The organism is Sporofaciens musculi (assembly GCF_009830285.1).
Taxonomy (GTDB): Bacteria; Bacillota; Clostridia; order Lachnospirales; family Lachnospiraceae; genus Sporofaciens; species Sporofaciens musculi.
Genome location: NZ_WUQX01000001.1, coordinates 1,551,242 through 1,575,237 on the forward strand (window position 1 = coordinate 1,551,242; position 23,996 = coordinate 1,575,237).

The following is a 23,996-nucleotide window of genomic DNA, read 5'->3' on the forward strand; positions in this document are numbered from 1 at the left end:
TTTTAGGAGGTAATATTTATGAATAGAAACAGAAAACGGGTAATGGCGGGCGCTATGGCAGTTGTTATGACAGTGGGAGTGGCAGGCGCCTATGGATATCAGGAGGCAGGTACACAAGTTATGGCTAAGGAGGAGACTACACAGGCTCTTGAAGGGGCCGCCAATGCCGTGCTTGAGGAAAACCAAACCGAAGATGGCGGCGTGGAGGGCGGAATGTTCAAGGAGGAATCTGTGTACGTGAAAGCAGATACCGCGGGAAACGTCAGCAAGACTACGGTGACCGAGTGGCTTAAGAATCCGGAGAACGGAGAACTTGCGGATGTTTCCGGATTAAAGGATATCAGGAATATCAAGGGCGAGGAGGAATTCGCCAAGGGAAACGGCCAAGAGCTTACATGGAGGTCAGAGGGCAGCGATATCTATTATCAGGGCACCACAGATGAAAAGCTTCCTGTTGATGTGAGCATTTCCTACAAATTAGACGGGAAAGATATCAAAGCGGAGGATTTGGCAGGAAAAGACGGTAAGCTGGAGATTCATATTGATTACAAGAACCACCTAAAAGAGCAGGTAGAGATTGACGGCGAGCCTGTGGAGATGTATACTCCCTTTACCATGGTGACCTCCATGATGCTGCCAACGGATGAGTATACCAACGTGACCATCGACAACGGAAAGATTATGTCGGACGCGGATAAAAATATTGTGGTAGGGCTTGGATTCCCAGGGCTTACTGAAAATCTGAAGTTAAAAGAACTGGATTTGGATATTCCAGAGAGCGTCACCATTACGGCGGACGTAAAGGATGCCTCTGTGGGGCCTACGGTTACAGTGGCTTCCGCAGAGATTATGGAGGAGTTTGATTTAAGCGACGTCCATGATTTTGACAGTCTTAAGGATTCCATCCATGAGCTTGAGGATGCTTCCGAAAAGCTTGAGGAGGGTTCAAAAGAAGCGTCTGACGGCGCGAGTCAGCTTGCTGATGGGACGAAGATGGCTGTAAGCGGCGCGAAGGAGTTGGCGGACGGCGCGAAGGAAGCGTCTGACGGCGCGAAGGAGTTGGCGGACGGCGCGAAGGAAGCGTCTGACGGTGCGGATCAGCTTTTTAAGGGAACAAAGGAGGCTGCTGACGGCGCTAAGACATTGGCGGATGGGTCAAAGAGCGCCGCAAAAGGCGCGAAGGAGTTGGCGGACGGTGCAAAGACATTGTCAGCAGGTGTAAATGAGCTGAACAGTAAAAGCGGTGAGCTTGCGACTGGCGTAAACAGCCTGGCGGACGGCGTAAACGCTTATACCAGCGGTGTGAGCAGTCTGGCAAATGGAATCGGGGAAACAGAAAATGGCGCAAAGGAGTTGGCGGCGGGAGCTGAGAAGCTCAAAGGAAGCGTTGAGGCAGCCTATTCTGGCGCCTGTACATTGGCAGACGGATGCGCGGCTTTGGCTCAGGCCATAAATAATATTGAAAATACGGCGGGTAATCTGGCAGGGAATCTCGGCGCGGCAGAGAGCTCTCTTGTCAATGCGGCAAATGCACTTGCAGGTGCGGACACAGCGTCACAGCAATTTGCGGTTACCGGTACATCGGAGGCGGCAGCAGCTATTGCAAACATGGTAGGCGCAGAGGTGAGCGCGGCAGAAATACAGGCAATGATTGACAGCTACGTCAGCGCCGTCTCCGTAAGCCGCTTTGACCCTTCGGCAGAGATTAGCTATGCCATGTCAGAGATTAATAACGCTCAGTCTTATATCAATGCGGCTTCGGCAGCCGGCGGATCAGACGCCTCCACGACGCTTGGAGGGCTTGTGAGTCAGTTGAATACTGGTTCTTTGGATTTGAAGAATGGATTGGCCGCGATTAACGAAGGGGCGGCTGCCTTATCCGGAGGGGCTTCACAGTTATCCGGAGGCGTTTCAGAGCTTTCCCAGGGGGCGGCAGAATTGACCAGCAAAAATGACCAGTTGACGGGCGGAGCCAATCAGTTAAAGAACAGCGGCCCACAGTTGCTTGCCGGAATCAATGGGCTTGCAAATGGAGTGAACGCGCTTTCAGTAGGAGCCGACACGCTGGCAGATGGAAACCAGCAGTTGGCGGCAGGCGCAGGAGCGCTGTCAGAGGGAAATGAGCAGCTTTTTGCAGGCGCAGGAGCGCTGCTTAGCGGAAACCAGCGTTTGGCGGCAGGCGCAGGAGCGCTGTCAGAGGGAAATGAGCAGCTTTTTGCAGGCGCAGGTACGCTGGCAGACGGAAATCAACAGCTTGCCGACGGCGCAGGAGCGTTAGCTGACGGAAACAGACAGCTTGCCGACGGAATGTCAGAATTCAAGACCTCCGGCATCGATAAGCTGACCGACGTGTTCGACAATGATATACAGTCGGTACGCTCTCGGATTGACGCCATGTCAGATCTTGGAAAGAATTATAAGTCTTTTGCAGGAATCAGAGAAGGAATGGACGGAAGCACCAAGTTTATTATTGAAACAAAGGGCGTTGAAAAATAAGAGAAAAGTTTTTTCGATTGTAGAGCCGCATCCCATGTGATAAAATAGAGCATGTACAGATTGATATAGATTCTATACCTCACAAGGCAGGAGAAAGGTACATTATGGGATTAAATGTAGAAGAAATGCTGAACATCGACATTTTCAGCGGTGCAAAGCTTCTGGGGGGTGCGGCAGGCCTTGGCAATGAGATTAAGGGCGCTACGATTATAGAAGCGCCGGACATTGTGAAGTTTATAAGCGGCGGAGAAGTGCTGCTGACGAGATTCTATGCGTTCCAGTTCTGTACAGCAGAGGAATTCGACAGTTATTTTCAGGAACTGGCGCAAAAAAAGGTAAGCGCTATTGTGATTAAGCGGGGAAACGATGTTGAGCATATTGAAGAAAAGGTAAAGTATATACTGGATTTTGCAGAAAAATATGCGGTTCCGGTTTTGGAGGTGGCTTTTGAGCTGTCTTTTCGAGAAATCTTAAGACCTATTCTGGAGCGTCTTTTTAACGAAGAAGTCCGCAGGCTTAAGTATTTTAAGACCACCCATGACAACTTTACGGCGTTGGCGTTCTCCCGCGGCTCAGGGGAGGACAGCATCCAGAAGATTCTGGATGTCCTTGAGAAGCTGATTGACAATCCGGTGGCGCTCTTTAACCAGAATATGGACTATTTGGCGGGAACGGAAGGGTGTAAGACTGAGATGGCTATATCGGACAGGGCAAAGGAGTACCAGCCAAAGTTCTATTCTAACTATACGTATCTGAAACAGAAAGTTATACTGACAAAGGAGGCTTGCGACGAGTATGAGCAATTCATCGTAAAGTGGCGCGTCATGTATAATCGCAGGGTTTACCTAGTTATAACAGCCTCCGTAAGTCCCTTTGGGGATATGGATGATATTGCAATCGAGAATGGGGTGACAGCGCTCAAACAGGAGATGTTTCGCCAACATTCGGTGGAGGAATTAGAAGAAAAGTTCCAGAATGACATTATCACCCAGATTTTAAATGGTAATATTCATACCCGCAAGGAGCTGGAAAGAGAGGTTAAGCAGCTAGGTATCCCCCTTGACGCAAATTACCGCGTACTGCTCTTTAAGCTGTGGAACGAGGGTGCGGGAACATTCGAGAAGCTTAACGAGCAGTTCAAGTTTGACAGTATCCTGCGGGACGCAGTCGTAAATGAGTTCGAGGACGTCAGAGTCAGAAACGACGTGGATCAGGTGATTGTCATTCAGCAGATCAGTCAAGAGCAGAAGCAGGAGGATTACCGTAAGGAGTTGAAAAATACGGTGGAGAAGATTCAAAAGAGAATCTGCCAGAAAAATAAAAATCTTAAGGTGCGTGCAGGGGTTGGAAAGGAAGTAGAGGGAGTCCTAAAACTCTCGGACAGCTTTAAAGAGGCCAGGGACTCTCTGGAATTTATCAATATTTTCGAGAAACCAAATGCAGAACAAAGCCATCATATCGTATTTTTCTCCGATATGGGAATCTTTAAGCTTCTATGCAAGGCAGACAATCCGGAGGAGCTTTATGAATACATTCCAGAGTCGCTCCAGAAGCTGCTTCATTATAAGAAGCAGCAGAGGCAGGAACTGATTCTTACTTTGAATACATACCTTGATAGGAACCAGAACTTGACGAAGACGGCCCAGGAGCTTTTTATCCATTACAAGACAGCGGCCTACCGTATTGACAGAATTGTTAAAATCACAGGGATTGACATGAATAATGCAAGCGAGGTGCTGGCGGTAAGAATTGGACTTATTGTATATAGAATGATAGAGAATATGAAGAAATAATGCGCAGAAGACCGTACAGGTCATTAACCGGAGATATTTTTTGTCCAAAATGGATAAAGAATATCTCCTTTTTTATCCTGATTCTCCAATGTATATTGTTAATTATTTATCTATAATGTGAACTATAGATAAGATTTATAGTTCTAATAGAATTCTTCTATGCAATTTCACTATATTTATATATATAAATTTGTGAAATGTGCTGAATGAGGAAAGGAGGAAGAAGCAGCAACTATGAAAGCAAATGGAAAAAGAGTTGTTTCTCGGTTAGAGGAGATCTACCAGTGCGGAAAAAAGGAAGATGGAACCTTTACAAGAATGGCATTTTCCCCAGAGGATGTAAAAGGAAGAAAACTCTTTGCCTCCTGGGCCCAAAAGCTTGGCATGACATGCAGGATTGACGAGGCGGGCAACCTAATCTGCCGTATGGCAGGGCAGGACGACAGCCTTCCGGCAATCCTTATGGGCTCTCACTTAGATACTGTACCGGATGGAGGTAAGTATGACGGGGTTCTTGGCTGCGTGGGAGGTCTTGAGGTCTGTGAGACCTTCAAGGAGGAGGGATATGTTCCCAAGCATCCTATTGAAGTGATTGTGTTTACCGATGAGGAAGGCTTCCGTTTTGGCAAAGGACTCACCGGAAGCAGCGGCATCTGCGGTCAGAATCCAGAAGTCAGCGATTCAGAGTTAGATATTTACGGAGAAGAAAGAGGAAAGGTCATGCAGTCTTATGGCATCACCAGCGCCAATATGCTAAAGGCGGCAAAAGACCCTGAATCAGTTCATTGTTTTATAGAACTCCATGTGGAGCAGGGGGCAAGGCTATATAAGACCCACACGTCTGTGGGAGTCGTATCCTCCATCGCAGGCGTAAACCGTTACGACGTTACAGTGACCGGCGAGGCGAACCACGCCGGAAGCACAGCTATGGCTGACCGCAAAGACGCGCTGGTGGCGGCAGCAGGATTTATTAACAACATACCAGAGGTTACAACAGAATATGGCAATGAATTTACCGTTGCAACTGTAGGCACGATAAAAGTGACGCCCCATTCTGTTAATGTAATTCCAGGCACCTGCACATTCAGCCTGGAGATTAGGGATCAAGACGCAAAAGTTATGACTCTGATCGAACAAAAACTGCAGGCATCCCTGGGGGACATCTGTAAGAAATATGGAGTTTCCTATACATTTGTCCCCACATCCTTTCACGAACCGGCGCCAATGTCAAAGTGGGTGAAGGGAAGCATAGAGCAGGCGGTAAAGGAGCTTGGCATTGACTACAGCGTGATTCCAAGCGGCGCCTTCCATGACTCTCTGATTATGACAAGCGTATTCCCCACAGGAATGATTTTTGTCCCAAGCGAAAAAGGAATCAGCCATTCCAGATATGAGTTTACGGAGGATGGGGATATTGAAAATGGATGCAATGTACTTTTAAAGACTGTTTTAAATGTAGATAACATGGAAAAACCATGTTAAAAATAAAAAAGAAGGAAGGTAATCACTATGGCAAAGAAAAAAATAGGTATCATCGGCGGAGGCATTTCTGGAACAGCGCTCGGTTATCATTTAAGTCTTTATGATGGAGAAGCAGAGGTAATCGTATTTGAGAAGGATACCATCGGAGGAGCTTCCACAGCAAAATCAGCAGGAACGGTATGTCTGTTTGATGATTCTCTCAAGAACAGGTATTGGGACGTAAGACTTTACGGCTTCGAGTCTTACCTCAAGATGGAGGCAGAGGAGAAAGGGTCCGCAGGCTTCGATAAGACTGGAACGCTGGTTGTTGCTACCAACGAGGAGGTAGAAAAAGTCATTAAGACAGGTATCGCTCTTGCAAAGGCAGCAGGCTACACAGGGGAGTACATAACAGACAAAGACCGCATCAAAGAGATTCTGCCGGACATCTCCACAGACAATATTCTTGGCGCAGGCTATACTGCAGACGACGGATATTTTGACGGAACCATGATTTCTAATACATATGCAAAGAAGTTTCAGAAAAACGGCGGCGTGGTTAAGACCGGCGTTAAGGTGACAGAGGTTGTGGTAGAGAATAAGAAGGTAAAAGGACTTAAGACGGACGACGGCCAGGAATATGAATTTGACGTAGTTGTTGACTGTACAGGTCCCTGGAGTAAGTTTACAGGCGAGATGGTAGGATTAGACGTACCGATTTGGCACACCAAGGCAGAAGCCTTCTTCTTATGCCCTCCGGGAAAGAAGCTTGACTACACCTTCCCTGTACTGAAATATCCAGAGTTCTACGGACTGCGGGCAGGGGACAACATCTTTATCTGTAAGTCACACTTATCTATGGACTTAAGCAACCCGATGCATGCTGGACAGTGGGATCCAGATAAATTACCGGCGACAGGCGGAACAGACGACTACTTCATCGACTTCCTGCTTGACCAGTTAGAGGCAAAGGTTCCTGGAATCGTAGACAGCGGATTAGTATCCTCCTGGTTATCCTACCGTGCAGAGCCGAAGGACTTTTGGCCAATCTTAGGCGAGACGCCGGTTGAAGGTTACATGCTTTCCACAGGATACGGCGGAAACGGCGTTATCGAGGCACCGGCTGCAACAAGGGATCTGGCAAAACTGATTATGCGCGGCGAGAGCACACCATTACTGGAGAATTGGGCATTTAAGCGTCTTTTGTAGGAGGAAATCATGAATATAGCAGTTCTTATTAAACAGGTTCCGGTTTCAAATGATGTATCCGTAGATCCCAAGACTCATGCACTTGTGCGGGCCAGCTCAGAAGGGATGGTGAATCCGGCTGATTTAAATGCCATTGAGGAGGCCATGCTTCTGAAAGAGCAGACGGGCGGAAAGGTTGTGGTATTTACCATGGGACCGCCGGATGCAGAAAAGGCATTAAGAGATGGGATGGCGCTTGGATGCGACGAAGCTTGTCTGGTAACAGACAGAGCCGTTGCGGGCGGAGATACGGTTGCGACTGCCAAGGTACTGGCAGCGGCAATCAAGAAATACGGTGAATTCGACCTGATTCTCGGAGGCGCATTGTCGGCTGACGGCGCTACCGGACAGGTGGGCGCTATGGTTGCTGACTGTCTCGACATTCCTCATGTGGTAGAGGCGCAGGGAATGAAGTATGACGAGGCAGAGGCAGATAAGATCGTGGCGGTAAAGAAGTTCCATGACAAACGGCTGAGCATTAAGTGCGCGCTTCCGGCAATGATTTCATTTAACTTCGGCTGCAATGAGCCGCGTCTTGCAACTCTTCGTACCAAACGTGCAGCGAAGTCTAAGCCCCTTGTGACTTATACCAACGCAGAGCTGGGGCTTCCTCTTGACGAGGTTGGTATTGCAGGTTCCCCAACAGCGGTTGTGGATTCATTCTCACCAAAGGCGGGAAGAAAGGCGACTATGCTTAGTGGAACGCCGGCAGAGCTTGCTAAGAAGCTTAAGGATCTGATTGAAGATGAGAAAGGAAAGTAGACCAATGGCTAATGGAATTTGTGTTTATGCAGAAAGTTATAAGGGTAAATTAGAGCCGGTAGCTGCAGAACTGGTTTCAGCGGCTAAGGAGTTAAAGAAGACGACTGGCGAGAAGATTCAGGCAATCGTTCTGGCAGAGGATACGGACGGTATCATAGCTGACCTTGACAAGCTTGGCGTGGAGGAGATTTACGCTGTAAAGGCGGGGCGCGACTGTTCCCAGCAGGATGACGCCGTAAGCAAGGCGATCGCAGAAATGCTTAAGAAGATTGACCCATCCAGTGTTCTGATTCCAGCGACTCCAGAGGGACGTTCCATCTTTTCACGGGTGGCAATGAAGTTAGGCTGCGGCATGACGGCGGACTGTACGGAGGTTCTTGTGGGAACAAGGGAAGACGGTTCCTACTATATCAGGCAGAATAAGCCCTCCTTTGGTGAAAATGTTTTCGTAACGATTATCACGAGAGACGGGTACTATCCCCAGATGATGACCATAAGGCCAGGCGTGTATGCACCCCAGGAAGAATCGGCAGGCGGCCAGGCGAAGATAGAGTATTTTGATGATATCAAGGTTGGAGATTCCAAGATAGAGATTATTGAGGAGGCAGCAGCAGAGAACGAGACAGGAAGTATCCTTGGAGCAGAGGTCGTGGTAGTTGGCGGCAGAGGTGTTCTTGAGGATGATAACTTTGCCCTGCTTGAAAAATTTGCAGAAAAAGTTGGCGGAGCCATTGGCGGAACAAGGCCGATGGTAGATTCTGAGATGATTCCGTTTAATCACCAGATTGGGCAGACCGGCCTTACCATACGTCCGAAGATCTGTATTTCCTTTGGCGTGTCCGGTGCGATTCAGCACACGGAGGGCATTAAGGATACAAAGCTGTTCGTGGCGGTAAATACGGATGAAGACGCGGCAATCTATGGTGTTGCTGATTATGGAATTACGGCTGACTTAAAGGATGTTTTGGAGAACTATCTGAAGCTTTAGAGAAGGTTTTTGCTGGTTTGATATGACGCCATAAGGTAGAAGGGAATTGTCAGGCGAAACTTATGATGCCGGTACAATTCCCTTTTCCTTTTGGTATAAAAATATTCAAATATGCGCAAGACTCCATAGGATACCGCAGAGGGTATCTGTACCAGAAGAGTGGCCCACTGTCTCAAAGGAGGTAAGGATTTCTTTGGGTGACGGCAGCTCATACAAACGGTTCACCGGCAAGCTGAACTGGTTTTTAAGAGCGCAGGACAGAAAAGCGGCGCTGATGTCGATGGTATCGGTAAGCTTATCTGCCAGCATGTCCCTTAAGTGTTTTGCAAAGGGGTGGCCCGTACTGCCAGAGAGAAGAAAGCCTGCCAAAACCCCGCAGAGAAAATCGTCGCCGCTTGGAGTGAGGCCGGTTCCCAATCCCAGAAGACGGGTAAGCTCAAGGGCTGCCTGAGGATACTTTCTGTCAAGGATCAGGTTATTACATTGAAGAATATACCTCCTTGCAGCAGTCAGTACCAGGGATAAAGAGTCATCGGCATCCACATTCCAGTTGGCGAGAGGGTCAGGCATAAGCTGCCGGCCGGTATTGGCGCTAAATAAAGGTGCAAACCCGCCTGTATTTGCGTTTAAAATGGCTTCCTGGATACTGGCAGTAAGGGTGAGGCGCGAGGGTGTATCCAGTGGTTTTGACAGTTTCAGCTCGTAATATTCAGAAGCCCTGCAGGTGAAGCTGTAAGAAGGGCAGGGATTCCTTGCCGTATTACAGATGGTGAACCCGTCTTTGTGAAAGCGTACCTCGTCTCCGGTTTTTACTGACAGTGTACTGAATTCATCAGCAGTAAGCTGGGAAATCAGGCTGATGGGGGACAAGGGTGAACGGTCTGTCTGTAAGGACAGAAGCTGTCTGCCGTTCGTAAGATTGATGGTTCGCCGGTATACAGAATGGACGGCTCCGGTTGTGAGTGCTTCCAGTATGCTTTTGGCATAATAGGATAATTGTTTAATCTGATATTCCATGGTAAGTCTCCTTCAATGAGTCGTATTTTGCCAGTCTTTTGTATATGGTATCAGAGAACGCAGAAAATTACAATCATAAAGAATTAAAATCTGGTTTAGAATTTTAGTGCATAGTGATAATGTATTAATGATAAAAAGAGGATGGTTTTGTGAAAACTACACAAAAATGGTGGAAGATATTCTCTGTTTTGTGCTATTGTGATTTATTTCATTTTAGATTAAAATAGTATACAGATAGTTAAAATGTGGTTGACCGGTAAATTATTTTAGGAGGTATGTTATGTATGATTTAGTGATTAGAAACGGCAGGCTTGTGACTCCGGATCGTATCTACGAGGCAGATATTGCGATTCAGGACGGCAAGTATGCGGCTTTCCTGGCAGCAGGAACGAAGGCAGAGGCGAAGGAAACCATTGATGCCAAGGGAAATTATGTATTTCCAGGCATTATCGACTGCCATGCACATTTGAATGAGCCAGGTTTTGAGTACAGAGAAGATTTTGAGACAGGCTCCCGCGCGGCGGCGGTTGCAGGCTGTACAACGTTAATCGATATGCCGCTTAATAACGACCCCTCTTTGATGAACAAAGAGATTTTTGATCTGAAGATGGGTAAGATCAGCAAGCACTCTGTTATTGATTATGCGTTATGGGGCGGGCTTGTAGGCGACTATGACGATAAGCCGGATTCTGTAAAGAACAACATGAATGACCTAGTAGACCTGCACAACTGCGGCGTTGCGGCGTTTAAGGGCTTTACATGCCCCAACGGAAACCTTTTCCCTACTGTAAACATGGGAAATGTGCGCAAGGCATTGGAGGTCTTAAAACCATATAACGCACTGTGCGGCTTCCATTGTGAAGAGTACGGCCAGGTATTGGAGAGAGAGAAAGAGGCCAAGGCAAAAGAAGGCCGGACCAATGAGCAGAAGATTCGTGATTTCTTAGACTCCCATGACGTCTGGACAGAGTATGTTGCTACTAAGAATGTCATTGACATGGCAAGGGCAACTGGCGGACGCGTACATATCTGTCATGTGAGCCATCCCATGGTAGCTCAGGTTGTGAAGGACGCTATCCATGAAGGGCTCCCCATTACGGCAGAGACTTGCCCTCACTATCTTGGTTTTACAGAGGACTTCGTGTTCGAGAAGGGCGCTCCGGCAAAATGTACGCCTCCGATGCGTACAAAAGAGGATATGGAGAAGATGTGGGATTATGTCCTTGACGGGACCTTGTCATGCGTAGGAAGCGACCATTCTCCGGCGGCTGATGAGGAGAAGGACAATGCCACCAAGGATATCTGGCATGCGTGGGGCGGCCTTAATGCAATCCAGTTCTTCCTTCCGATGATGTTTGATATGGTTGTGAATAAGAAGGGATTAAGTCCTACTTTGATTGCTAAGGTGATGGACTATAATCCGGCTAAGATTTTCGGACTGTATGGACGTAAGGGCGCTTTTGAGCTTGGATTTGACGGCGACGTGGTAATCGTAGACCCTAATAAGGCATGGAAGGTTGACCAGACAAAGCTTCTGACAAAGGGACACGTATCCTGCTTCGACGGACAGGAAGGCAAAGGCGCGCCTACATGTACGATTATTCGAGGTAAGGTAGTGGCTTTAGACGGCATGTACAAAGAGGAAGCGGTAGGATATGGCGAGTATATCACACCGGTAAAATAATAAAGGAGAGAGATTATGGGTGATGTAAACAATGAAAAGAAAGAGGCAAGCTCATTAGCTCCAATTAAGCCTCAAGACCGTATCATGAGCTGGGGGTCCAACACGATGCTCTGGCTTGGCGGATGTATTTCCATCGGAACGCTGACCATGGGAAGCGCCCAGCTTGAGAAGGGCTTGAATCTGATTCAGTTGTTCCTTGCAGTATTTATTGGTTCGCTGATTCTAATTATCGGTATTGCGGCCAACGATCAGTTCAGTTATAAGACGGGTGCTCCTTATGCGATTCAGCTAAAGAGTGCGTTTGGAACAAAGGGAAGCTCGATTCCGGTATTGATTCGAGGACTTCCGGCTATCGTATGGTATGGCTTCCAGACATGGCTTGGAGGCGCGGCTCTTAACAATATTTCCATCGTGTTCTTTGGGTTTGACAATATCTGGGTATTTTTTATCTTGTTCCAGTTAATCCAGATTTTGTTATCCATCAAGGGCTTCCAGGGAGCAAAATGGGTAGGAAATATCGGCGGTGTGGTAATTTCTATCGCTATGATTTATCTGTTATATATCTGTATCTCACAGTACGGCGACGTAATTGGCGACAAGCTGATGAGCCACGGCGGAACCTGGGGGATGCCCTTTATCGGCGCTGTGATCGCTTTCTTCGGTAACAGTACGACGGTTATGTTAAATGCAGGAGATTATTCACGTGAGATGAAGGCAGGATACACCTCCGTAGCCCGTGGGGCGTCTTACTTCTGCGCTATGGTTCCTGCAACCGTATTGCTGGGACTCATTGGCGCTATGGCTTCCACAGCTACCGGTATCGCCAATCCGATTAATGCATTTGCGCAGATGGTAGACAACAAGATTGTCCTTCTGGTAACGTTAGGCTTCATCATCTTTGCTCAGTTGTCCACCAACCTTGCAAGTAATGTTATCCCGCCAGCATATGCGTTCATGGATGTATTTAAGATCAAGCACAGGACAGCCGTTATTATCGTTGGTATCCTTGCGGTAGCTACCTGCCCGTGGATTCTGACAAACGACAGCTCAGCGGCAGGGCTTGACCTGTTCGTTAAGATTTACTCCGCATTCTTCGCACCGATTTTTGCGGTACTGATTACAGACTTCTTCATTCTTCATAAGAGAAATGTATCCGAGGAGGTATTGAAGGATCTGTATAATGACAGCGGAAACCATGCGGGCATTAACTGGGCGGCGATTATCGCAATCGCTGTGGGCGCGGTTATCGGTCTGATTAATGTAAATATTTCATTCTTTACAGCAACTATTCCGACAGGGCTTGTATTCTACTTCTTAATGAAAAAGATGCCGTCCTGCGAGCGGTTCAGAAAAGGAACAACGTTGGAGTAAACAGGAGGTATTGCTAATGTATGATGTATTAGTTAAAAATGGTAAGATTGTTACGGCAGATGCCGTAACAGAAGGTAATATAGCAATCAAAGAGGGCAGGATTGCCGCAGTTCTGACCAAAGGGGAAGAACCGGAGGCAACAAATGTTATTGATGCGGCTGGAAAATATGTATTCCCAGGGGCAATCGATACCCATGCTCATTTAAACGATCCTGGTTTTGAGTGGCGTGAGGATTATGAACACGGTACGGCTGCCGCGGCTCTTGGCGGATATACCACGGTAATCGACATGCCTCTTCAGAACGACCCATGTATGACGGATGCGAAAGCATTTGACTTTAAAGAGAATAAGGTTTCTCCTAACGCATATGTTGATTACTGCTTCTGGGGCGGACTTACAAGTTATAATTTTGGAGACTTAAAGGATTTGGATGAGAAGGGCTGCGTATCCTTCAAGTCCTTCATCGGACCGGTTTCTCCGGATTATGAGTCGTTGAATTATGGTCAGGCAATGGAGGCCATGGACATGATCAAGGAGTTTGACGGACGGGCAGGCTTCCACTGTGAAGACTATGCGATTATTAAGAACCAGGAAAAGAGGATGAAGGAAGCCGGACGCAACGACTGGAAAGCCTTCCTTGAGTCCCGCCCTGTGGTTGCGGAGATTGTTGCTACTGACGCTATTATCGAGATTGCCAAGGCGACGGGATGTAAGGCGCATATCTGCCATGTTTCCCATCCGGCGGTTGCAAAGAAGATTAAGGCGGCTCAGGACGAGGGGTACGATATTACGGCTGAGACCTGTACTCATTACCTGACCTTCAGCAATGAAGACGTAATCGAGAAAGGACCTCTTTACAAGTGCGCGCCCATCCTTCAGCCAAAAGAGGCGGTAGAGGAGATGTGGGAGTATGTGAAGGCCGGCGTATTCAGCGGAATCGCTTCCGACCATTCTCCATGCTCATATGACGAGAAATTTAACGAGATTCTTGGCAATAAGATTGAGACGGTATTCGACGTATGGGGCGGATGCTCAGGTATCCAGAGCGGTTTCCAGGCGGCGTTCAGCGAGGGTGTTGTGAAGCGCGGCGTTTGCCCGACAGTGCTTGCTAATGCTATGTCCGTACTTCCGGCGAAGGCATTCGGCATCTATGGCAAGAAGGGCGACATTAAGCCAGGATTTGACGCAGACCTTTTGATTGTAGACCCGAATAAGGAGTGGGAGATTACAGAAGAATCCCTGCTGTATGTGAATAAGATTTCAGCTTTTGTGGGGCTGAAGGGCAAAGGTCTTCCGGTTATGACTCTTGTACGAGGAAATGTGATTGCCAAGGACGGTAAGGTTATTGCTAAGAAGGGTGTGGGCGAGCTGGTGAAGAAGCTTAAGTAAGGCGTGTGCTTTTGCGGCGGCAAAGCTTATATTGGCGGCTGCCGCCGTGAAAGAGAATAAAAAGGAGAGAGTGAAAGTATGAGTATAGTTGATAACAAAAACCTGAATCCGGACCTTGTTAAGAACGTGGATCCGGATCTTCAGCCAACGCAAAAACGTATTATGGGAACCTTATCCTATGCGGCGAGTTTTATGGGCGGCTGTGTGTCTATCGGTACATTTTCCATGGGCGCAGGATTAATTGGCGCTCTGACGGTTACACAGGCGATTATCGCTATGGTGATCGGATGTCTGGTTATTGCAATCGCACTTGCGATTATCGGTGAGTGCGGCCATACCTATGGTATTCCCTTTACCGTGCAGTTAAGAAGCAGCTTCGGCACAACGGGCGTCAAGATTCCTGGTGTTCTTCGCGGGCTTCCGGCGATTGTATGGTTTGGCTTCCAGAGCTGGGTGGGCGCGGGCGCCATCAACAGTTGTATGAACATCCTGTTTGGGGTCAGCAACCTTCCGGTTGTGTACGCGTTGTTTACCCTTCTGCAGGTAGCCCTTGCAATTAAGGGATTTGAGGGGATTAAGTGGCTGGAGAATATTTCCTGCGTATTTATCATTGCAATCCTTGTGTATATGTTGTATGTGGTAAATACCCAGTTTGCATCTGAGATTGGGGACGTATTCTCAGGAATCAAAGGAACATGGGGTATGCCGTTCTGGGCTGCGACCACCTCCTTCCTTGGAATTTACTCTACCATGATCATCAATGCGTCTGATTACTCACGTAATGCGACGGATGACATTAAGCCTGTAAAGGCAGCAAGCATCTATACAATCGCAATCCTTCCTGTAACGCTGTTCATGGGTCTGATTGGACTCCTTGTAACTGCCGCAACAGGAAACAGCGATCCGGTAGTGGTATTCTCTACCACAATGGGAAGCAAGTTCCTTACAATCGTGACATTATTGTTCATCGCATTTGCCCAGGTTACGACCAACGTACTGAACAACATCGTGCCTCCGGCTTATGTATTGATGGAGTCCTTTAAGATGAAGTGGACCCATGCTACTGTACTTGTAGGTATCCTTTCTGCATGCGTAATGCCTTGGAAGCTGGTAACGGATGAGTCAGCGGCAGGACTGAATTTCTTTACACAGTTCTATTCCGCATTCCTTGGACCAATCTTCGCTGTTATGGCTGTAGATTATTTTATCCTTCGCAAGAAGAAGCTGGATATTAACGATATGTATGATAAACAGGGATGCTTCAAGGGCATCAACTGGGCGGCGGTCATTGCAATCATTTTTGGTTCTCTGTGTTCTCTGCTGGTAATGCAGTTGTCTTGGTATGTGAGCCTGATTCCGACAGGAGTGGCTTATTATCTGCTGATGAAGATGATGCCGGCTTCGAAGCCGTTCTGTAAGGGAACGATTTTTGAAAAATAAGACTTGGATATATTGCCCTGCACTATCGGTGAAGCCGTCTGGCTTCACCGATAGTGCAGGGCTGTTGACTTTTCTGGCAGTTTCTGGTAGAATTTATACGATTCCTGAGAGAGTCTTCTCTCAGAAAGGATTATTTTATTTATCTGGAAATCATACGCAGTCTTCTGCGGCAAATCCACGTAATAGTTAAAATTTAGGAAGAAAGGATGGCATGAACATCCGAAAAAGATTGCATTTAATTGGCTCGGATGTTATACTCTGGGTAAGAGTAGTATGAAGAAAGAACAGATTGCAGAATTGTCAAAAAAGACGGGCATATCCGTGAAGGAGCTGAACAGGCTCAACCGAGACAGATGGTATCACGGAACATCCTTTGAGGATGCCTGCAATATTGCGAAAGAGGGCGTAATCGCCTCCTATAATCTGGGGGCTGAGCTGGATTTTGGGATGGGTTTTTATCTAACGGATACATACCAGAGAGCACAGGATTATGTCTCCAGAATACCTATAATCAATCTTGACGGTACGATGACGAAGAGAACTGGCTGGGCAGTAGTGGAATTTGAATTTAATCCCTTCCATCTGTTGTTCATTGAAGAAAATACATACCGATACAGATGCTTTCCAAAACATGACAATGAATTTGCACAGTTTACTTTTGAGAACCGTGTACATAACGTATATAATCAGAAGCCCCATGGATACGACCTTATATGGGGAGTGATGAGCGACAGTTTTCCGGATCAAGTAGTTCTGGATTACAGGAACTGTGTGGTGTCTTATGAGAGAGCGCTTGAATTACTAAAGAAGCCGAACAGTATGAGGCAGTTGTATATTGGGAACCAGAAGATATGCGATTTGCTTAGAATGACAGATATTCTGAAAAAGGAGGACAATTCATATGCGGAAAGTCTATACGGTAGAGAGCGAACTTGCGAATGCTTTGATTCTTTTTTCCAGCGGGAGATTAACGGTGGGACAGGCAAGGCAGAAGGCGAAGGAGATCGCCCCCAATTATGATATGGATAACGAGATGCTGGCACACAAAGGAATTAACTGGTATGCCAAACAGATTTTAAAGAAGATGAACATTTTATAATATGTTATACCGCGAAAAAGGAGAGTTTCCCAAGGGGAGCCCTCCTTTTTTTGTGGCATATATGCCCTAAGCAGCCTATTCGTGGGAAAGCTTTAACTCCAGAAATTTAAGAGTCGCTTCCAGCAGCCTTGATGTCACAGGATTTTTTTCGTCACGGTCGAAATCATGCATATTGTGGGACGCCACAAACCGTTGAGCCCGAAAACGGTTGCACAACTCCAGAAATTCAGAATAGGGAACATCCGTATCTCCGGTGCTGTGGGCGCAGAACAGGGGACAAGGCAGTTTTTCGCAGGTACGTAAGGTATAATCAAGATAGAAAAATTTCTGTCGTCCGGCATAGATTAGGTCAATCCAACTTCCCTTCTGCCTTGCATACACGTAGACGCTGTAATGGGTATCCAGATCTCCGTTTGTATGTATGCCTGGGGGAACAGCCTTAAGGGCTGTCTCGCTGACAGCGGGAAGCATGTTGTAGTAATTGCTGGGCGTCATAAACCATCCGTCGCACAGAAAGCCGTATCCGTAATAAGAGAGGATTCCGGCAGGTTTTTTGTCAAGTTTGCCACGGGCGCCGGCCAAAAGGCACAGATAAGCTCCCGCAGAACGTCCCCACAAAAAGTAGGGGAGAGGCTCTAAGAAGTTGTTTGCCCCATCTTCCATGTAGAGAGGAAAATTCCTGGTAAAATGGTTGATGGAGGCGCAGACGTCTTCAAGAATCAGGTCCAGCCTGGCCGACGGTGCAAGGGGATAATCGAATGCAATGATTCGGTATCCGTTTTCCGTCAATAAATGTAAGTGAAGCTCAGGAAGATCAGACCTTGAGCCGTATAATAATCCGCCGCCGTGGAAATATAAGATACAGGCTTTTGTCTTTACGTCTGTGTCATAATAGATATTGGCATGTTTTTTGCAATACTCACAGGGGATTAATATTTTTCTGTTTTGTAACATTGATGCAACTCCTTTCATGGTATTAAAAAGTGGTTGAACGCACAGGCTTTGATTTTAAATTAATTGTTTAAAAATTAACAAAGATAATGGCGGAAAATTATGCTGCCGGTAAATACCAGTATACCACAAATACCATTGGGTTCAAGAGAAAAAAACACAGAAAACTCCTGCTAAAATAGACAAAATAAAAGGTTCAGTTTTGTCTAAAATGTCAATGGAAATTTTCAGTCTAAAATGTCATAATGTATGTATAAAAACCGGTTGACCACAACGACCAAAACTATTTAATCTATCAATTTTTATTTTAAGAAAGTGAGGGACTAACAATGAGTTACTTAAACAATCAGGTTGGATACCGCGATGAGCTGTTACAGACACGTTCCATAATCAAGAAAGAGAACTGGGTGCTTCTTGAGCCAGACGGACTTGTAAAGAATGCAATTCCGGGTTATGTGAACTGTGATGTAACGATTCTCGGTTCTCCTGCAATGGGCGCTTCCTTCGCAGACTATCTTGTAACCGCACATGCAGGCGGCAAGAAGGAGGGAATCGGCGGCGACGGAATCGAGACGTTCCTTTACGTAATCGAGGGCGAGGTTACGGTAAAAAATGCAGATAAAGAGGCTGCTCTTACACAGGGCGGATACATTTACTCACCAGAGGATAAGCCGGTATCTTTCGAGAATAAGGGTAATTCAGACGTGAAGATTTACCTGTACAGACGCAGATATGAGAAGGTAGAAGGCTTTAGCGCCCACACCATCGTTGGAAATGCCAATGAATTAGAGTGGATTTCCTATGAGGGAATGGAGAACTGTTATATTCAGAATTTCCTTCCGACAGATGATTTTGGATTTGATATGAATATGCATATCCTGAAGTTCCACATTGGCGCTTCTCACGGTTATATTGAGACCCACGTACAGGAGCATGGAATGTTATTCCTGTCTGGTAAAGCAATGTACAGATTGGATGAGGACTGGGTGCCGCTTAAGAAGGGCGACTATGTATTTATGGATGCATACTGCCCTCAGGCATGCTATGCGGTAGGCGACGAGGGACGCGAGGAGGTCCTGACATACATCTATTCCAAAGACTGCAACAGAGATGTTGCATTATAAGAAGCGAAAGAGTACGGCGCAGACGCGGCGCTGTAAAGTACGACAGAACACGGCGTTTAAGCCGTGGGACATTTGCCGCAGTCAGGCGGAAATATTTATAAGGATGGTGGGGACACAATGAAGCTTTCAAGGGATGAATTAAAAGGTTTAATGAAAAATAAAATGATGCAGGCAGGTTTAAAGGAGGAGCATGCCGAGCAGACAGCAGAGATTCTTACGTGGTCACATGAGAGAGGGTATGCCTCCCACGGTGCAGTACGTGTGGAGTATTACAGCGAGAGAATCGCAAAGGGCGGTATCACAAACGACCCGAACATCACATGGAAACAGACAGGCCCTTGCTCCGGAATCATGGATGGAGACAACGGAATCGGTTACTGGGTAGCGACAAAGGCTACGGAGAAGGCAATCGAGATTGCTAAGGAAAATGGTGTGGCTATCGTTGGTATGGCCAATATTTCACATACTGGTTCTATCGGCTACTACACAGAGATGTGCGCAAAGGCAGGTCTTGCGGCAATCACATTCTGCCAGTCCGACCCGATGGCAGTTCCATACGGCGGAACAGAACCGTACTACGGAACCAATCCAATCTCATTTGCGGCTCCTACGGCAGACGAGCGCAACGTGGTATTCGATATGGCTACTACCGTTCAGGCATGGGGCAAGATTCTTGACAAGCGTTCCCAGGGCGCAGAGATTCCGGCTGACTGGGCAGTAGATGAGAACGGTGAGCCTGTGACAGACCCGCATAAAGTAAATGCCCTGACACCAATCGCAGGCGCCAAGGGATACGGTCTGATGATGATGGTGGACGTGTTCTCCGGCGTGCTTCTGGGAGTTCCCTTTGGAAAGCATGTAAGCTCTATGTACCATGACTGCTCAAAGGGGCGTGAGCTTGGACAGATGATTATCGTTATGGACCCAGAGAGATTCTGCGGCGCAGAGCAGTTTAAGAAGAGTATGTCACAGACTTGTGACGAGCTTGGCGAGATGAAGGCAGCTCCGGGCTACGGCAAGGTATATTATCCGGGCGAGAGAGCCGTTATGAGGAGAGATAAGGCATATGCATCAGGCGGAATCGAGGTCGTTGACGAGTTAGTTGAATATCTTAAGGGCGACGCGGTTCATTTCAATAGATATGACCACAAGAACAGATTTGCAGATTAATCAATTTTCTGATTCAGAAAGGGAAAAAACATGTTAAAAACAGTTGTTAAAAAAGGAAGTTATCAGGACTCAGTAGTTCTCATGCTTCTGACCAATGAGATTTCTACGATCGAGGGAGTAAAGAAGGTTTCCATTATGATGGCGACTCCGGCAAACAAGGACATCTTTAAGCAGAGTGGCCTTGACACGGATGAGCTTATGAGCGCCAGCGCCAACGATATGGTAGTCGTTGCAGATATCGACGACGACAGCCTGTTAGATACCATCATGGAGCAGGTGGAGGTGTTCCTTAAGAAGCAGTCCGCCGCAAGCGAAGGAAAGAAGGGCGCAGAGAGCGTAAAATCCTGGGACAAGGCTCTTGCAAAGATGCCGGAGGCGAACCTTGCAGTGATCTCCATTCCTGGGGCATATGCTGCATTGGAGGCAGATCGTGCATTGGACGAGGGCTTGAATGTATTCATGTTCAGCGATAACGTAACGATTGAGGATGAGAAGGCTCTGAAAGAGAAGGCTCACGCAAAAGGTCTGGCAGTTATGGGTCCTGACTGCGGAACCGGAATCATCCAGAGCGTGCCGGTTGCATTTACCAACAATGTTGCGCCAGGCTCTATCGGAATCATTGGCGCGTCAGGAACAGGTATTCAGGAATTAACCACCATTATCGACAGACTGGGCGAGGGTGTAACCAACGCAATCGGTATCGGCGGACGTGACCTGAATGCAAAGATCGGCGGAATCACCATGATGGACATGATCGACGCCATGGAGGACGACGACGCTGTAAAGGTGCTGGTAATCGTTTCCAAGCCGCCGGCAAAAGAGGTAAGAGACATGATCTCCGACAGGCTGTCTGATTTCAGCAAGCCGGTTGTTACCCTGTTCGTAGGCGAGAAGCCGGAGTATCATGAGGAGAACTTCTATCATGCGTACACGCTGGATGAGGCGGCGCGTCTGGCTGTGAGCCTGGTTCGCGGCAAGGATGTGCCGGAGGCAGAGATTGAGCTTGACGAGTCCACCTTCTACAAGGCAGAGGATAAGAAGACCATCAAGGCATACTATTCAGGCGGAACCCTTGCAAATGAAGCGGCGATGCTGATTAAGGATGCCATGAACTGTGAAGTTCCGCCGGAGGATATTGAAGGCTACATGCTTCAGTTGGACGGCAACGTAGTGGTTGACTTAGGCGACGACGCTTATACACAGGGCAAGCCGCACCCAATGATTGACCCTGCAAAGCGTATCGAGTGTATGCAGGAGGCGGTAGACGACGAGTCCACAGGCGTTGTGCTTCTTGACATCATGCTTGGTTACGGCTCTCATGCAGATATGGCCGGCTCTCTGATTCCCACCATCAAGGATCTTCAGGCGAAAGCAGACGCAGCGGGAAGAAAGGTATTCTTTATCGCAACCGTCTGTGGAACCAGGAGAGATTATCAGGGGTATGACGACGCTGTAAATAAATTAAAAGAAGCAGGCGTAATCGTCTGTGAGAACAATAAACTTGCCTGCCGTACGGCAATCCGCGCAATCGGTAGAGATTTTGACGAGCCGGCAAAAGAGATCCGCCCAAAGAAGGTTGTAGAGGTTACAAAGGCTGCGCCGTCCGAGAAGCTAAGAGAGCTTCTGTCTGCGAAGCCGCGTATTATCAATATTGGTCTTAAGAGCTTCGCGGAAGTGGTAGAGCAGTTCGGATGCGAGGTAGTACAGTACGACTGGATGCCGCCGGCAGGAGGAAATGTAGAGCTGATTAAGACTCTGAACTTCCTGAGAAATTACGAGGGAATCGACGAACTGAACCGCGCGGTTATCGCCAAGGTGGTTGCAAGTCAGCCGGTACTTAAGGACAATGTACGTGCAAAGGAAGTGATTCCAGAGTTTGCAGAAAACGGCGGCAAGGTAATCCTTCACGCAGGTCCGCCGGTAGCTTACGAGAATATGCCAGACCCGATGCAGGGTTCTTGCGTTGGCGCGGTAATGTTCGAGGAGTGGGCTGCCACAGAGGAAGAAGCAAGAAAGATGTTAGAGGGCGGAGAGATTAAGTTTATCCCATGTCACCACTGTAACGCAGTAGGCCCAATGGGAGGCATCACATCTCCGAACATGGCAGTCTTTGTTGTAGAGAACGAGGCAGGCGGCAACAAGGCATACTGTACCATGAATGAAGGTATCGGTAAAGTCCTTCGCTTCGGCGCATATGACGAGGAAGTGGTAAATCGTCTTCGCTGGATGAGAGACGTTCTTGGCCCGACCCTTGGAAAAGCGCTTCGTTCCATGGAGAATGGTCTTGCAATCAATCCGCTGATTGCTAAAGCCGTAGCAATGGGAGACGAGTTCCATCAGAGAAATATCGCTGCATCTCTTGCATTTTTGAAGGAGGTAGCACCGATTATCACAGCCATGGAGATGGACGAGAAGGACCGTTACGATGTGATTAAGTTCTTAGCTGATACAGACCAGTTCTTCTTAAATATTATGATGGCAACAGGCAAGGCTGTTATGGACGACGCCCGCAAGGACACAGACGGAACCATCGTTACCGCTATGTGCCGGAATGGTTATGAATTTGGTATCCGTATCGCAGGTATGGGAGACGAGTGGTTCACAGGTCCGGTTAATACGCCTCAGGGACTCTACTTTACAGGTTATGACGCTGAGGATGCATGTCCGGATATGGGAGACAGCGCGATTACAGAGACCTTCGGCGTAGGCGGTATGGCCATGATTGCAGCGCCGGCAGTAACAAGATTCGTAGGCGCCGGCGGTTACGAGGACGCCCTTCGCACCAGCAACGAGATGACGGAAATCTGTATCGACAGAAACCCGAACTTCACGGTTCCTACATGGAATTTCCAGGGAATCTGCTTAGGCATTGACGCAAGACTGGTTGTAGAGAAGGGAATCACTCCTGTTATCAACACCGGTATTGCCAACAAGGTTGCAGGAAGGGGACAGATTGGTGCAGGTACGGTACATCCGCCAATCGAATGTTTCGAGAAGGCTGTAAAGGCCTACGCTAAGAAGCTTGGCTTCGAGGCATAAGCAGAATAGGAGATATCTTATGGATAAGAAGAAGGTTGTCATTGCTTTGGGCGGAAACGCCCTTGGCAAAGATATAGAGGAACAGAAGGAAGCCGTAGCAAAGACCGCCAAGGTAATTGTTGACCTTGCACAGCAGGGCATGGATATTATTGTTACCCACGGCAACGGCCCCCAGGTCGGCATGATTCAGAATGCTATGGATAATCTGATTGTGATGCAGCAGAACTATAAGCAGGTGCCCCTTCCTACCAGTGTTGCTATGAGTCAGGGGTATATTGGAATTGATCTGCAAAATGCAATTAAATATGAACTGCTGAGCCGTAAGATCGACGGTAAGGTGTCTACCATCTTGTCACAGGTGGAGGTAGATAAGAACGACCCTGCATTTAACAATCCTACGAAACCAATCGGAAGATTTCTGACAAAAGAAGAAGCGCAGGAAAACGAGAAGAATGGAATCCGCTGCATGGAGGATGCCGGCAGAGGCTACCGTATTGTGGTGGCTTCCCCCATGCCGAAAAGAATCCGCGAGCTTGAGACGATTAAGACGCTGGTGGGAGCAGGGCATATCGTAATCACCTGCGGCGGCGGCGGAATACCGGTAGTCAGCGACGAAGAAGGACGACTTGTGGGAGTCAATGCAGTTATCGACAAGGATAATGCCAGCAGCCTTCTGGCGTCACAGCTTGGCGCGGATCATCTGGTTATTCTGACAGCGGTAGAGAAGGTTGCCATTAACTGGGGCAAGGAGAACCAGGAGTGGTTATCAGACCTCACGGTAGAACAGGCAAAGGAGTATATCGCCCAGGAACAGTTTGCGAAAGGCTCCATGCTTCCAAAGGTGGAGGCGGCAATCCGCTTCGCGCAGTCCGGAGAGGGCAGGCACGCGTTAATCACGCTGCTTGATAAGGCCGCGGCCGGAATTGCAGGAGAAACCGGAACCGTAATACACTCATAGTCAGG

General features: G+C 47.8%; 18 protein-coding genes. 16 read left to right on the forward strand and 2 right to left on the reverse strand.

The window, feature by feature from the left end:
* Positions 1-18: 18 nt before the first annotated feature.
* From GN277_RS07685 to GN277_RS07710, 6 genes are all read left to right on the forward strand, one after another.
* Entirely contained in the window at positions 19-2,496 is a 2,478-nt protein-coding gene (locus tag GN277_RS07685; RefSeq protein ID WP_159750568.1) for a YhgE/Pip domain-containing protein, read from the forward strand.
* A 104-nt stretch (positions 2,497-2,600) separates the two neighbouring features.
* Positions 2,601-4,289: a PucR family transcriptional regulator gene (locus tag GN277_RS07690; RefSeq protein WP_159750569.1), complete on the forward strand. Its 1,689-nt coding sequence runs from the start codon at positions 2,601-2,603 to the stop codon at positions 4,287-4,289.
* A 234-nt stretch (positions 4,290-4,523) separates the two neighbouring features.
* Positions 4,524-5,771 (forward strand): Zn-dependent hydrolase, encoded by a 1,248-nt coding sequence (locus GN277_RS07695; protein ID WP_159750570.1) that lies wholly within the window; start codon positions 4,524-4,526, stop codon positions 5,769-5,771.
* A 27-nt stretch (positions 5,772-5,798) separates the two neighbouring features.
* Positions 5,799-6,959 carry an NAD(P)/FAD-dependent oxidoreductase gene (locus GN277_RS07700; protein WP_159750571.1) on the forward strand — a complete coding sequence of 387 codons (1,161 nt, stop codon included), beginning with the start codon at positions 5,799-5,801 and terminating at the stop codon, positions 6,957-6,959.
* 9 nt (positions 6,960-6,968) lie between these two features.
* On the forward strand, positions 6,969-7,760 hold the full coding sequence (locus tag GN277_RS07705; RefSeq protein ID WP_159750572.1) for an electron transfer flavoprotein subunit beta/FixA family protein: 792 nt from the start codon (positions 6,969-6,971) through the stop codon (positions 7,758-7,760).
* Positions 7,761-7,764: 4 nt separating this feature from the next.
* Positions 7,765-8,748 carry an electron transfer flavoprotein subunit alpha/FixB family protein gene (locus GN277_RS07710; RefSeq protein WP_159750573.1) on the forward strand — a complete coding sequence of 328 codons (984 nt, stop codon included), beginning with the start codon at positions 7,765-7,767 and terminating at the stop codon, positions 8,746-8,748.
* A gap of 105 nt (positions 8,749-8,853) precedes the next feature.
* Here GN277_RS07710 and GN277_RS07715 read toward each other — a convergent pair whose 3' ends face one another.
* Positions 8,854-9,765, reverse strand: coding sequence for a DUF2877 domain-containing protein (locus GN277_RS07715; RefSeq protein ID WP_159750574.1), 912 nt, complete (start codon positions 9,763-9,765; stop codon positions 8,854-8,856).
* A gap of 280 nt (positions 9,766-10,045) precedes the next feature.
* Here GN277_RS07715 and allB (GN277_RS07720) point away from each other — a divergent pair, with 280 nt between their 5' ends.
* The 6 genes from allB (GN277_RS07720) (at position 10,046) to GN277_RS30880 (ending at position 16,749) form a co-directional block, all read left to right on the forward strand.
* A complete protein-coding gene (gene allB, locus GN277_RS07720; protein WP_159750575.1) occupies positions 10,046-11,449 on the forward strand; it encodes an allantoinase AllB in 1,404 nt (467 codons plus the stop codon).
* Between the two features lie 15 nt (positions 11,450-11,464).
* Positions 11,465-12,820: an NCS1 family transporter gene (locus GN277_RS07725; RefSeq protein WP_159750576.1), complete on the forward strand. Its 1,356-nt coding sequence runs from the start codon at positions 11,465-11,467 to the stop codon at positions 12,818-12,820.
* 16 nt (positions 12,821-12,836) lie between these two features.
* Entirely contained in the window at positions 12,837-14,210 is a 1,374-nt protein-coding gene (gene allB, locus GN277_RS07730; protein WP_159750577.1) for an allantoinase AllB, read from the forward strand.
* A 78-nt stretch (positions 14,211-14,288) separates the two neighbouring features.
* Positions 14,289-15,650, forward strand: coding sequence for an NCS1 family transporter (locus GN277_RS07735; RefSeq protein ID WP_159750578.1), 1,362 nt, complete (start codon positions 14,289-14,291; stop codon positions 15,648-15,650).
* A 273-nt stretch (positions 15,651-15,923) separates the two neighbouring features.
* Positions 15,924-16,670 carry a DUF3990 domain-containing protein gene (locus tag GN277_RS07740; RefSeq protein ID WP_159750579.1) on the forward strand — a complete coding sequence of 249 codons (747 nt, stop codon included), beginning with the start codon at positions 15,924-15,926 and terminating at the stop codon, positions 16,668-16,670.
* A complete protein-coding gene (locus GN277_RS30880) occupies positions 16,624-16,749 on the forward strand; it encodes a hypothetical protein (RefSeq protein WP_280178601.1) in 126 nt (41 codons plus the stop codon). Before GN277_RS07740 ends, GN277_RS30880 begins: the two co-directional genes overlap by 47 nt.
* Before the next feature lie 75 nt (positions 16,750-16,824).
* On the opposite strand, the gene GN277_RS07745 is transcribed toward GN277_RS30880, so the two are convergent.
* Positions 16,825-17,703: an alpha/beta hydrolase gene (locus GN277_RS07745; RefSeq protein WP_159750580.1), complete on the reverse strand. Its 879-nt coding sequence runs from the start codon at positions 17,701-17,703 to the stop codon at positions 16,825-16,827.
* A 326-nt stretch (positions 17,704-18,029) separates the two neighbouring features.
* Here GN277_RS07745 and allE point away from each other — a divergent pair, with 326 nt between their 5' ends.
* The 4 genes from allE to arcC all read left to right on the forward strand — a co-directional run bounded on the left by allE (position 18,030) and on the right by arcC (position 23,991).
* Positions 18,030-18,824 (forward strand): (S)-ureidoglycine aminohydrolase, encoded by a 795-nt coding sequence (gene allE, locus GN277_RS07750; protein ID WP_159750581.1) that lies wholly within the window; start codon positions 18,030-18,032, stop codon positions 18,822-18,824.
* 117 nt (positions 18,825-18,941) lie between these two features.
* The gene (allD, locus tag GN277_RS07755) at positions 18,942-19,994 is read left to right on the forward strand and encodes an ureidoglycolate dehydrogenase (RefSeq protein WP_159750582.1); all 1,053 of its coding nucleotides are present in this window, start codon (positions 18,942-18,944) and stop codon (positions 19,992-19,994) included.
* A 30-nt stretch (positions 19,995-20,024) separates the two neighbouring features.
* A complete protein-coding gene (fdrA, locus tag GN277_RS07760) occupies positions 20,025-23,033 on the forward strand; it encodes a bifunctional FdrA/YlbE family protein (protein WP_159750583.1) in 3,009 nt (1,002 codons plus the stop codon).
* Between the two features lie 19 nt (positions 23,034-23,052).
* Positions 23,053-23,991 (forward strand): carbamate kinase, encoded by a 939-nt coding sequence (gene arcC, locus GN277_RS07765; protein ID WP_159750584.1) that lies wholly within the window; start codon positions 23,053-23,055, stop codon positions 23,989-23,991.
* Positions 23,992-23,996: the final 5 nt, after the last annotated feature.

Bases quoted from the DNA above. Each gene is read 5' to 3' on its own strand.
- GN277_RS07700 (WP_159750571.1), top strand. From the start codon at position 5,799: ATGGCAAAGAAAAAAATAGGTATCATCGGCGGAGGCATTTCTGGAACA.
- GN277_RS07685 (WP_159750568.1), top strand. From the start codon at position 19: ATGAATAGAAACAGAAAACGGGTAATGGCGGGCGCTATGGCAGTTGTT.
- GN277_RS07735 (WP_159750578.1), top strand. From the start codon at position 14,289: ATGAGTATAGTTGATAACAAAAACCTGAATCCGGACCTTGTTAAGAAC.
- GN277_RS07725 (WP_159750576.1), top strand. From the start codon at position 11,465: ATGGGTGATGTAAACAATGAAAAGAAAGAGGCAAGCTCATTAGCTCCA.
- allB (WP_159750577.1), top strand. From the start codon at position 12,837: ATGTATGATGTATTAGTTAAAAATGGTAAGATTGTTACGGCAGATGCC.
- allE (WP_159750581.1), top strand. From the start codon at position 18,030: ATGAGTTACTTAAACAATCAGGTTGGATACCGCGATGAGCTGTTACAG.
- allD (WP_159750582.1), top strand. From the start codon at position 18,942: ATGAAGCTTTCAAGGGATGAATTAAAAGGTTTAATGAAAAATAAAATG.
- GN277_RS07710 (WP_159750573.1), top strand. From the start codon at position 7,765: ATGGCTAATGGAATTTGTGTTTATGCAGAAAGTTATAAGGGTAAATTA.
- fdrA (WP_159750583.1), top strand. From the start codon at position 20,025: ATGTTAAAAACAGTTGTTAAAAAAGGAAGTTATCAGGACTCAGTAGTT.
- arcC (WP_159750584.1), top strand. From the start codon at position 23,053: ATGGATAAGAAGAAGGTTGTCATTGCTTTGGGCGGAAACGCCCTTGGC.
- GN277_RS07740 (WP_159750579.1), top strand. From the start codon at position 15,924: ATGAAGAAAGAACAGATTGCAGAATTGTCAAAAAAGACGGGCATATCC.
- allB (WP_159750575.1), top strand. From the start codon at position 10,046: ATGTATGATTTAGTGATTAGAAACGGCAGGCTTGTGACTCCGGATCGT.
- GN277_RS07695 (WP_159750570.1), top strand. From the start codon at position 4,524: ATGAAAGCAAATGGAAAAAGAGTTGTTTCTCGGTTAGAGGAGATCTAC.
- GN277_RS07745 (WP_159750580.1), bottom strand. From the start codon at position 17,703: ATGTTACAAAACAGAAAAATATTAATCCCCTGTGAGTATTGCAAAAAA.
- GN277_RS07690 (WP_159750569.1), top strand. From the start codon at position 2,601: ATGGGATTAAATGTAGAAGAAATGCTGAACATCGACATTTTCAGCGGT.
- GN277_RS07705 (WP_159750572.1), top strand. From the start codon at position 6,969: ATGAATATAGCAGTTCTTATTAAACAGGTTCCGGTTTCAAATGATGTA.
- GN277_RS07715 (WP_159750574.1), bottom strand. From the start codon at position 9,765: ATGGAATATCAGATTAAACAATTATCCTATTATGCCAAAAGCATACTG.